Annotated in this window: 1 protein-coding gene; it reads left to right on the plus strand. The window is 67.8% G+C overall.

The window, feature by feature from the left end; translation table 11 throughout:
• Positions 1-397: hypothetical protein (locus tag QCE64_RS34315; RefSeq protein ID WP_310008669.1), on the plus strand; the 397-nt coding region annotated here is incomplete at both ends.

The following is a 397-nucleotide window of genomic DNA, read 5'->3' on the forward strand; positions in this document are numbered from 1 at the left end:
GCAGGCCCACGAACAGCAGATCGCCGATGTGATGCAAAGCGATCTGGTCCAGTCGGGCTTGGGCGCCGTCGATACCGTCATGAACAATGACGTCGTCAAGAGCGGTAGGGACTCGCTGAAAGCGGCGAACGCGCTGCAGCGCAAGGTGAGCGATGCCTTGGGTGGCCACGTCGGGTCGGGCGGCGGGGGCGCGCCGATCACGATCAACGGCTTGCTGCGCGCGACGGCAGGCACGCACACGTTCCACGCGCCGGGCCTGCACTTCCCGTTGGGCGCGGGCTTTGCCGCATCGGATGCACGGGGGCCGTCGCAGGATGCGGAGTCGTTCATGGGCAGCCGCACCGTGCTGGCCAACGGCGATCCGATGTCATTCGCGGCGCTGCCCGCGTTGAGTTGC

The sequence above is a fragment of the Caballeronia sp. LZ043 genome (assembly GCF_031451075.1).
GTDB lineage: Bacteria > Pseudomonadota > Gammaproteobacteria > Burkholderiales > Burkholderiaceae > Caballeronia.